Genomic DNA, 10128 nt, shown 5'->3' with positions numbered 1-10128 from the left:
AGGCAAACTAGGAGGCGGCATGAAGCGCGCACGTATCACGAGCCTCACCGCGGGTGCGTTATGTGCCGCGTTCGTCGCCTGCACCACCGTCGCGAACGTCGGAGTCGCGGCCGCCGTGCCGATCTATCCCGCATCCGACCCCGACCCCTTCTACCTGCAGTCGCAGGGGCTGGCCGCTGCAGCGGTCGGGGAGCCCCTCGCGGTCCGTCCGATGCCGCCGCTGCTCGCCTTCCCCGACACCGACGTCTGGCAGGTGAAGTACCGCACCGCCAACTCGGAGGACCACCCGATCTCGTCGGTCACCACCGTGCTGGTACCCCGCACCCGGCCGGTGAACGGGCCGCTGCTGTCGTATCAGCACATCATCAACGCGCTCGGACCGCGGTGCGCGCCGTCGCGGACCCTGTACTCGAACGACCCCGACCTCCAGATCAAGGAGGCGCCCGCACTGAACCTCGCACTGCAGCGCGGCTGGACGGTCGCGCTCCCCGACCACCTCGGCCCGAACAGTGCCTACGGTGCCGCGAAACTCGGCGGAACCATCACCCTGGACGGCATCCGCGCGGTTCAGCGGGTGCCCGAACTCGGTGTGGCGGAGAGCCCGGTCGCACTGGCCGGATACTCCGGCGGCGGCATGGCGTCGGCGTGGGCCGCGGCGCTCGCACCCACGTACGCGCCGGAACTGAACATCGTCGGTGTCGCCGAGGGCGGTGTGCCCATGAACATCGGCAAGATGGCCAACGGACTCGGCATGCAACCGCATCCGGCATTCGGCCTCGCGATGGCGGCGGCACTCGGACTCGAGCGTGAGTACCCGGACCGCCTGCCGATCAGCGAGCAACTCAACGATCGCGGCCTGGCGATGCGCGACGAGATGGTCAACGCGTGCACCAACGGCATTCTGGCGGCCGGCGCCGGTCGCAGCGCGACGGAGGTCGCCAAGACCACCGACCTCATGAGCAGCCCGCAGGCCTGGGAGGTGCTGAACGAGAACAGCGTCGAGCTGTACCCGGGTGTTCCGACCGCGCCGATCTTCGAATGGCACAGCCCGACAGACGTACTCATCCCGGTCGACTCGATCGAGGCGACCGTCGCGCGATACTGCGCCGCCGGCGCCAAGGTGCAATCCGATCTGTTCCCGAGTCCCGACCACCTGACCACCGCCGTGCTGGGCCTGCCGACCGCCCTGGACTACCTCGACGCCCGGTTCCGGGGCGACCCGGCGCCGTCCAACTGCTGATTGGTGCGGCGGCGATCAGCGACGGGTTGCGGGTGCGGCTCGTCGCCGGATTGTGTTCTGCCCGTACACAGTCCGAAAGTTGAGCGTTTGAGCAGATCTACCAGGGGGTATTCCGAACTCATGCACCCCAGCACACGCACCGCAGTCGTGACCGGATCGGACTCGCCGATGGGCCGAGCGGTAGCACTGGCGCTCGCGGACGACGGGTTCCACATCGGCCTCGCCTACGCCGCGGACCGGGACAGCGCCGAGTCCACCGCCGCCGACATCCGATCCAGATCGGTGAACGCGGCCGTGCAGCGCATGGATCTGGCCGACCTGCCCGACTCCGCGGCTGCCGTCGACGAGTTCGCCCGGGAACTAGGCGGAATCGGCGTTCTCGTCAGCTGCCCCGGCAGCACCGCCGTCGAGTGCATTCAACGCGCCGTGCGTTACATGATCGCGAGCGGTGAGGGCGGTCGGATCGTCAACATCACCCCCTCGTCGTTCGGGCTCGGCGGACTCACCGGCCTGCTCGCCGCCGAACTGGCGCGATACTCGATCACCGTCAACTCGGTCGTGGTGCCCGCAGTCGAACCGGACTTCGCATCGCCCGGCCCCGACGACCGGGAAGTCGCCGCCGTCGCGTCGTATCTGACCGCGCCGGCCGCAATGTTCGTCACCGGGGCGGCCTACGTGGTCGACGGCGCCCGGATCGCCATGATCCCGCACAGCCTGACCGAGGCCGCCACTCGCCGGCCGGCCCGCCGCGCCAACCGCATCCGGTCCTACACCGGTCGCTGGGCGCCCACCCGCTGGACGAGGTGATCCGGTTCGCGGGGCCCCGAGACTCGCGGACCCGCAGCCGAAAGCGTCGTTGCCGCCGCGCACCGGGAGTACCGTGTGCGCAGGGGGCTGCGAGTCGAGAGTGACGGTGTGATGCCGGCGGCAGTGAAGGGCACAGTGGGAAACCTGCCCCACGAACTGACGAGTTTCGTCGGCCGTCGCCGTGAGGTGACCGAGGCGCGACGTCTGCTGTCCGTGTCACGTCTGGTGACACTCGCCGGGATCGGCGGTGTCGGGAAGACCCGGCTGGCGTTGCGGGTGGCCGCCGATGCGAGCCGCGCATTCGAGGACGGCGTGTGGCTGGTCGAGCTGGGGGAGCTGGACGACGACACGACACTCGTCGACGCCGTGTCGGCGGCACTGCGACTGCGCGAGCAGCGCTCCGGGAACCCGGAGGTGCTGCTGACCGAGTACCTCGCCACCCGGCAACTGCTGCTGGTGCTCGACAACTGCGAGCACGTGGTCGCCGCGGCCGCCGCGTTGTCGGAGACATTGTTGCGGAGCTGCCCTGAGTTACGGATCCTCGCGACGAGCCGCGAACCGCTGGCCATCGGCGGCGAGGCGGTACTGCGGGTGCCGCCGCTGACGGTGCCCGAACCCGAACGCTCGTCCCTGCAGGGCTTGCCGCAGTACGAGGCGGTGACGTTGTTCGTCGAGCGGGCGGCCACCGCGGTGCCGGAGTTCGAACTCACCGAGGACAATCATGTGGCGGTGGCCCGGATCTGCCGCCGGCTGGACGGATTGCCGTTGGCGATCGAACTGGCGGCGGTGCGGCTGCGGGTGATGTCGGCGGAACAAATCCTGCAGCGGCTGACCGACCGCTACCGGCTGCTGACGGTCGGATCGCGGGGCGCGCCGAGCCGGCAGCAGACCCTGCGGCTTTGCGTCGACTGGAGTCACGAGCTGTGCACCGAGGAGGAACGCGAGCTGTGGGCGAGGCTGTCGGTGTTCGCCGGCGGCTTCGAACTGGACGCGGTGGAGGGAATCTGCGCCGGCGACCTGCCGGTGGAGAACGTCCTCGACGTGGTGGCGTCGTTGATCGACAAATCGATCCTGATCCGCGAGGAGTCGGGGCCGGCGGTGCGGTACCACCTGCTCGAGACGGTGCGTGACTACGGCCGCGAGAAATTGCAGGAGACCGGGGAGTACGTGTCGCTGCGCCGGCGGCACCGCGACTGGTACGAGCAGCTGGTGGTGCAGTGCGAGGCCGAGTGGATCGGACCCCGGCAGGTGATGTGGATCAGCCGGCTCGACGCGGAGACGCTGAACGTGCGGGCGGCCCTCCATTTCAGCCTGACCGAGCCGGGTGAGGCCGAGACGGGGCTGCGGATCGCCGCCGCCCTGTACCCGTATTGGCGCGCCCGCGGACTGCTCCGCGAGGGTCGCCGTTGGCTCGGACAGCTGCTGGGACGGCATCCGGGCGGCGCGAGCCGGGAACGGATCGAGGCGCTGTACGTCGACAGCGTGCTCGCGGGCATGCACGGCGACCGCGAGGCCGCGAAAGCACTGGTCGACGAGGGCGCCGTCCTCGCCGAGAGGAACGGTGACACGCTGATGCGTGCCCTGGTGGTCCACGCCGCCGGGTGCTGCGCCATGTTCGCCGGGGACCTCCCGCGTGCACGGGCATGCTTCGAAGATGCGCTCGCCGAATTCCGCGACAAGGGCAACCTGCTCCAGTTGACGTGGGGACTGCTCGGGTTGGCGCTGGTGAGCGGCATGCAGGGCGACGGGGCAGTGGCGAAGATGTGCGGATCCGAGATCTTCGCCCTGACCGAGGCCCACGGCGAGTCCGTGTACCGGGGCTGGTCGCTGTGGGCGGCGGGAATGGCTGCGTGGCAACGCGGACACCTCGCCCTCGCCGACGACTACGTGAAGCAGGGGCTGCGGCTGTCCCATCTGGTCGACGACCGGATCAGCGCGTGCGGGGCACTCGAGGTGCTCGCCTGGGTCGCCGTGGGCGCCGGCCGGGCCCAGCAGGCCGCCGAACTGATGGGCGCCGCGGAGGCGGTCGCGCAGACCGTCGGCAACCCCAGCACCGTCTACCCTAACCTGCTCGTCCACCACGCGGAATGCGAGCAGCAGGCCCGCGCCGTGATCGGGGACCGCGCGTTCGACGCCGCCTTCGACCACGGTATGCACACGTCGTTCGACGATGCGGTCGCGTACGCGCTCGACGAGCAGCGACCGGAGGCGGTGTCGGCGTCGAACGGGGCGACGCACCTGACCCGACGCGAATGGCAGGTCGCGGAACTGGTCGCCGACGGGCTCACCAACAAGGCGATCGCGGCCCGGTTGGTGATCTCGCAGCGCACGGCGCAGGGGCATGTCGAGCACATTCTCGCGAAACTGGGTTTCAACTCGCGCACCCAGATCGCGGCGTGGATCGTCGAACACGCACAGGACCCGCACCCCTGACCGGGCACCTGCACGGGACGAAATAGGTATGTCCCCGGGTCGTTCAGCCGCTGTACTTCGCCGCCGCGGACGGGATGCTCGTACGCGTCCCCCCAATCCGGCTCCAGACCGAGGCCCCCGATGTCCACTGATCCCCGAACACACCGAAAGCCCGACCCCCAACTTCCACGGCCCCCGATTCTCCGTCGGGCGCACACCGACCGGTGTCTTGTGTGGATCGGGGGAAACCGAATGGCAGACGACGTGGTGGGGCAGGAACTCACGGGGGTGACGGCGTGACCACGGACGGCATGACCCGCTGGCAGGGACTCGCCCAGAAATGCGAGCTGATGATCCAACGCTGCCTCAACTGCACGACCCTGCTCGCGCCGTTGATGGCCACCTGCTCCGCTTGTCAGGGGTCGAATCTCGAGCGTGTCCCGTCGTGTGGCGTCGGATCGATCGTGTCCTCGAAGGTGGTTCACCGTGAGGTGAACGGGGCGGACCGTGGTCTCGTCCCGTGCACGATCGCGATCGTCGAACTCGACGAGGGTCCGTGGGTCTACACCTGGATCGACGGCGACGTCCCGGCACCGTCCGACTGTCCGGTTCGCGTCGAGTTCCGCCCCGCGTCGAGGTCGGAACAGTTGCCGGTGTTCGCGGTCCGCTCCGCCGGTCAGCGGTGATCGGCGTGACGACACAGACCGCGGACGAACCGGAGGAAGCGTTCGGCACCGAGTGGCTGCGTCTGGCGCTTCGCCGGTGCGATCTGCTCGCGCAGATGCACTCGGTGAGCTCGGATGCCCGGTGGATGATCAGCTTCGCGATCCAGTGGGCACCGTTCGGTGGTGCCAGCGCGGCGGAACTGCTGGAGCGATTCGGTGTCAGCCGCCGACGCTTCATGGAACTCGTGCTCGAGGGACTCGCACCGAAATCCACCGATGTCCAGAAGATCCGTGCGATGAAAAGTCACCTGCGCACGTCTCTCGCGCAGGCGTGGGACGTGCGGTAAACCCGGTCGATCACCCGGGCAGCAGATCGTCCAGGTGGATCGGCACCTTCCGGACCCGGACGCCGGTGGCGTGACGAACAGCGTTCGCCACCGCGGCCGCGGCACCGACGATGCCGATCTCGCCGGCGCCCTTCGATCCCATCGGGTTGGCGTGCTCGTCGACGTCGTCGAGGCACACCGCGTCGAGGTACCTGATGTCGGCGTGCGTGCTGACGTGATAGGAGGCAAGGTCCTGGGTCACGACGTGACCGAACCGGGGGTCGTTCACACTGCTCTCGTGCAGGGCCATCGAGATGCCCATGGTCATCCCGCCGAGGAGTTGCGACCGAACCGTGCGGGTGTTGATCACCCGGCCGATCGCGAATACCCCGAGCATGCGTTCGACGCGGATCTCGCAGGTGTCCCGGTGGACGTGCGCCTCCACGAAGTGGGCACCGAACGAGTGGAGCGCGAACTTGTCGGCGTCGGGGTTGTCGGGCGTCCCCGCACTCGTCGCCGCGCCCGGGGCGGGTGACGTGCCGTGCTGGTCCCGGAACGCCCGGGCCGCCGCGACGATCGCACTGCCCCAAGAACTGGTACCCGTGGAGCCGCCTGCGACGGTCGCCGACGGAAGATTCGTGTCGCCGATCTGCAGGACGATTGCGTCGAGGGGACAGCCCAGCGCGTCGGCGGCGATCTGCGTGAGCGCGGTCCATGCGCCGGTGCCGATGTCGACCGACCCGATCTCCACGGTGTACGTGCCGTCGGATTCGTACACGATCCGGGCAACCGATCCCGGTGACGTGTTGGCGGGATACGTTGCGGACGCGACGCCCATCCCCACCTGCCACTCGGAGTCCGACCGAGCCCGCGCCGCCGCGTCGCGGTCCGCCCACCCGAATCGCCGGGCGCCCTCCCGCAGGCAGTCGGTGAGGCGCCGACCCGACCAGGGGCGGCCCGTACTCGGGTCGACGTCGGGTTCGTTGCGGATCCGCAGTGCGATCGGGTCGAGTCCGCAGGCCTCGGCCAGTTCGTCCATCGCCACCTCGGCCGCGAACATGCCCGGGGTCTCGCCGGGCGCACGCATCCAGGAGGGGGCGGGCACGTCGAGGGACGCGAGACGGTGGGTGGTGTACCGGGTGCCCGCGGAGTACATCAGCCGCGACGGGACTGCCGCCTGTTCGGCGAATTCCTTGATCTTCGCGGACTGCACGATCGCCTCGTGGGAGAGCGCGGTCAGCCGTCCGTCCGCATCCGCCCCGAGCCGGATGTGCTGCACCGTCGGGGTGCGATACGCGGAGAGGGCGAACATCTGCTGCCGGGTGAGCGCGAACTTCACCGGCCGGCCGTCCACCCGCTGCGCCGCCAGCACCACGAGCACGTCGTGCGCGTGCGGCAGTCCCTTGGAGCCGAAGCCGCCGCCGACGTACGGGGCGATCACCCGCATCTGCTCGACTTCGAGTCCGAACATCGGTGCCAGCCTCTGCCGCACGGAGTGGACGCCCTGCGTCGAATCGTGCAGCGTCAGAACCGGTCCGCTGCCGCCCGGGGTCCATCGGGCGATGGCGGCGTGCGGTTCCATCGGATTGTTGTGTTCCATCGCGGTGGAGTACACCTGATCGACCCTGACCGCGGCGGCGGCGAGTGCCGCGTCGACGTCGCCGTCCTCGGTGTCGGTCGGGAACCCCGCGTTCACGTCTTCGGGGGCGTACAGGTCGTCCCGGCCGGAATGGAAGTCGGTGTCGTGGGATTCCACGTCGTAGTCGACGCGCACGAGGCTCGCGCCGTGCCGGGCGACCTCCGGTGTCTCCGCGACCACCGCACCCACGAACTGGCCGCGGAAGTGAACCTCGGGGTCCTGCAGGATCGCGAGTTCCCCGTCCGAGGTGTCCGCGAGGCGGGGCGCGTCGAACACCGTCAGGACCGCGAGCACCCCGTCCAGGGCTTCCGCGTCGGCCGTGTGCATCGCCCTGACCCGGCCGCGTCCGATCGTCGACAGGATCGGATGCAGATACGTCGGCTCCTCCACGGGGTACTCGAACGCATACAACGCCGAACCGGTCACCTTGTCGTGGGCGTCCAGCCGCTCGGCGGAGGTTCCGATCACCTTCGGATCGACGAGGGTCATCGGCGCGCCTCCTCGGTGAGTGATCGAAGTACCGACACGAGCACCCGCCGGGTCAGTTCGACCTTGAATTCATTTCCCGGAAGTGGTTGTGCCGCCGCGAGTTCCGCGGCAGCGGCCTCTGTGAAGGTGTCCTCCGTCGGCTGCGATTCGACGAGGACCTCCTCGGCGAGCGTGGCGCGCCAGGGCCGGTGTGCGACCCCGCCGAGCGCGACCCGTGCCGACGTGATCGACGTATCCTCGATCGTCAGCTCAGCGGCCACCGACACCAGCGCGAACGCGAAGGAGGCACGGTCGCGCACCTTCCGATACGCGGACCGGTTTCCGGCGGACGGCGGGGGCAGCTCCACGGCGGTCACGAGGTCGCCGTGCGCGAGGACGGTGTCGTGCTCGGGCCGGTCCCCGGGAAGCCGGTAGAACTCGCTCAACGGGATTCGCCGTTCACCGTCGGCACTGCGCACCACCACGACACCGTCGAGCGCCGTCATCGCGACGGCCATGTCGGACGGGTGCACAGCGACGCAGTGCTCCGACGCGCCGAGAATGGCGTGGTAGCGCACGTAACCGCCGATCGCGGAACATCCGGTGCCGGGCTCCCGCTTGTTACACGGCATCGAGACGTCCTGGAAGTACACGCAACGGGTCCGCTGAAGCAGATTTCCCGCCGTGGTCGCGACATTGCGCAGCTGCCCCGACGCACCGGAGAGGAGCGCCCGCGACAGCATCGGGTACCGGGCGCGGACGACGTCGTGCGCGGCGAGATCGCTGTTGCAGACGGCCGCCCCGATCCGGAGCCCGCCGTCCGGAAGTTCGACGACGTCGTCGAGGGGGAGACGGCTCACGTCGACGAGGAGATGCGGGTGCGCCACCCCCAGCTTCATGTGGTCGACGAGGTTGGTGCCGCCGGCGAGGAACGACGCCCGCGGGTCACCCGTGACCGTGGCGACGGCACTGTCGACGTCGGTGGCCCGCTCGTAATCGAAGGGAATCACGCCTCCGCCGCCTGCCTGATCGCCGCGAGGATGTTCGGGTACGCGCCGCACCGGCAGAGGTTTCCGTTCATCCGCTCCCGTATCTCGTCGTCGGTGAGTTCGGGCGGAGCGGTCAGGTTCTCGGTGACGGCGCTCGGGTGCAGGGCCAGGAACTCGTCGAACATCCCGATCGCCGAACAGATCTGACCGGGCGTGCAGTAACCACACTGCAGTCCGTCCTGCTCGACGAACGCCTGCTGAACGGAATGCAGCACCTCTCCGTCGGCCAGTCCGTGCGCGGTGACGACGCGGTCCCCGTCGTGGGCGACGGCGAACGTGAGGCAAGACGTGGCCCGTCTGCCGTCGAGGAGGACGGTGCACGAGCCGCACTGGCCGTGGTCGCAGCCCTTCTTGGGTGCGGTCACCCCGAGGTGATCGCGAAGCGCGTCGAGCAGCGTCGTGCGGGTGTCGACTTCGAGTGTCCGTTCCTCACCGTCCACGGTGAGGGTGATCTTCCGGTAGCGGGGGCTGTCCGCGACATTCATGGCCGGAGGGTACCCGCGGGCACAGATCCCGAATCAGAGTCGGCGCCCGCGGGAATTGCTGGTATATCGGACCACATGGCCTCTGCTCAGTGGATCGACACGCACGTGCATCTGGTGGACTTCCTGCAACATCCCGCCGCCGTGCACGAATTACGCGACACCCTGGTCGACGCCGGTGCGCAGCGCGCCGTGGTGTTCGGTCTCCCGCTGAAGAAGAAGTGGTCGACGGCCGAGCCGGTGCGGCCGGACTACTACCTCGACGACAACGCGCCGTGTCATTACCACTCGCTGACCGACGCCATCGTCCTCGACCTGCAACCCGAACTCGAATCCGACGGCCGGTTGACGGTGGCGCCGCTCGTCTGTGGTTTCGATCCCACCGACCGCCTCGCGGTCGAGCATGTCGAATCCGGGTGGAGTCGCACCGATCGCTGGGCCGGTGTCGGTGAGGTCATGTTCCGGCACGACGACCTCACGAATCTCACGCTCGGCGAGGTGCCCTCTCCCGACCACGTGGCGATGGACGAGGTTCTCGCGTTCTGCGCCGAGAAGGAGGTGCCGATCTCGCTCCATCACGACTCCGCCTCGACCGGAATGCCGGGCAGGCACGAATACATCGGCGCACTCGAGCGAGCCCTCGAACGGCATCGGTCGACCTCCGTCGTCTGGTGCCACGCGGGCGTGTCGCGCCGCGTCGACCCCAGCGGTCAGTTGGGCCTGGTCCGCGAACTACTGGGTCGGCACCCGAACTTGACCGTCGAACTGTCGTGGGTGCTGCTGGATCGAATCGTCGACGGCTCCGACGTCGCCGCCGACTGGGTGGAAGTGATCACCCGGCATCGCGACCGATTCGTCGTCGGCACGGACACCGTGGGCAGGGCGGAGACGGTGAAGACCCGGGGACGTCAAATCCGTACGTTGCTGGGTGCGCTACCCGTCCCGGTCGCGCACCAGGTTGCCGTCGTCAACGCCGAACGGTTGTGGTTCCCCTGACGACGGACTGGGTACTTGCTGAACCCGGAAACAGTGAGTGATCA

9 protein-coding genes are annotated in these 10128 nt (G+C 68.9%); 6 read left to right on the top strand and 3 right to left on the bottom strand.

Going from position 1 to position 10128, the window contains the following annotated elements; translation table 11 throughout:
* Positions 1–19 precede the first annotated feature (19 nt).
* From FND50_RS19420 to FND50_RS19400, 5 genes are all read left to right on the top strand, one after another.
* Positions 20–1240 carry a lipase family protein gene (locus tag FND50_RS19420; protein WP_144286765.1) on the top strand — a complete coding sequence of 407 codons (1221 nt, stop codon included), beginning with the start codon at positions 20–22 and terminating at the stop codon, positions 1238–1240.
* Positions 1241–1360: 120 nt separating this feature from the next.
* Entirely contained in the window at positions 1361–2047 is a 687-nt protein-coding gene (locus FND50_RS19415) for an SDR family NAD(P)-dependent oxidoreductase (RefSeq protein WP_144286764.1), read from the top strand.
* A gap of 75 nt (positions 2048–2122) precedes the next feature.
* Positions 2123–4480: a LuxR C-terminal-related transcriptional regulator gene (locus tag FND50_RS19410; protein ID WP_144286763.1), complete on the top strand. Its 2358-nt coding sequence runs from the start codon at positions 2123–2125 to the stop codon at positions 4478–4480.
* Positions 4481–4755: 275 nt separating this feature from the next.
* Positions 4756–5145, top strand: a complete 390-nt coding sequence (locus tag FND50_RS19405) for a Zn-ribbon domain-containing OB-fold protein (RefSeq protein WP_144286762.1) — start codon at positions 4756–4758, stop codon at positions 5143–5145.
* 5 nt (positions 5146–5150) lie between these two features.
* Positions 5151–5471: a hypothetical protein gene (locus FND50_RS19400; RefSeq protein ID WP_005246323.1), complete on the top strand. Its 321-nt coding sequence runs from the start codon at positions 5151–5153 to the stop codon at positions 5469–5471.
* A 10-nt stretch (positions 5472–5481) separates the two neighbouring features.
* Here the strand turns inward: FND50_RS19400 and FND50_RS19395 are convergent, their stop codons facing one another.
* The 3 genes from FND50_RS19395 to FND50_RS19385 are packed head-to-tail and all read right to left on the bottom strand — an operon-like array spanning position 5482 to position 9091.
* The gene (locus FND50_RS19395) at positions 5482–7578 is read right to left on the bottom strand and encodes a xanthine dehydrogenase family protein molybdopterin-binding subunit (RefSeq protein WP_144286761.1); all 2097 of its coding nucleotides are present in this window, start codon (positions 7576–7578) and stop codon (positions 5482–5484) included.
* Positions 7575–8567 (bottom strand): xanthine dehydrogenase family protein subunit M, encoded by a 993-nt coding sequence (locus FND50_RS19390; RefSeq protein WP_144286760.1) that lies wholly within the window; start codon positions 8565–8567, stop codon positions 7575–7577. The genes FND50_RS19395 and FND50_RS19390 overlap by 4 nt, the downstream gene beginning before the upstream one ends.
* Positions 8564–9091, bottom strand: coding sequence for a 2Fe-2S iron-sulfur cluster-binding protein (locus tag FND50_RS19385; RefSeq protein ID WP_005255769.1), 528 nt, complete (start codon positions 9089–9091; stop codon positions 8564–8566). The genes FND50_RS19390 and FND50_RS19385 overlap by 4 nt, the downstream gene beginning before the upstream one ends.
* Before the next feature lie 75 nt (positions 9092–9166).
* Between FND50_RS19385 and FND50_RS19380 the strand changes: the two genes are divergently transcribed.
* Positions 9167–10084, top strand: coding sequence for an amidohydrolase family protein (locus FND50_RS19380; protein ID WP_144286759.1), 918 nt, complete (start codon positions 9167–9169; stop codon positions 10082–10084).
* Positions 10085–10128: the final 44 nt, after the last annotated feature.

Origin of the sequence: Rhodococcus sp. WB9 (genome assembly GCF_007558985.1) — a bacterium.
GTDB classification, from domain to species: domain Bacteria; phylum Actinomycetota; class Actinomycetes; order Mycobacteriales; family Mycobacteriaceae; genus Rhodococcus_F; species Rhodococcus_F opacus.
Note: the sequence above shows the minus strand (reverse complement) of the source record. Positions and strands in the feature narration are given on the sequence as shown.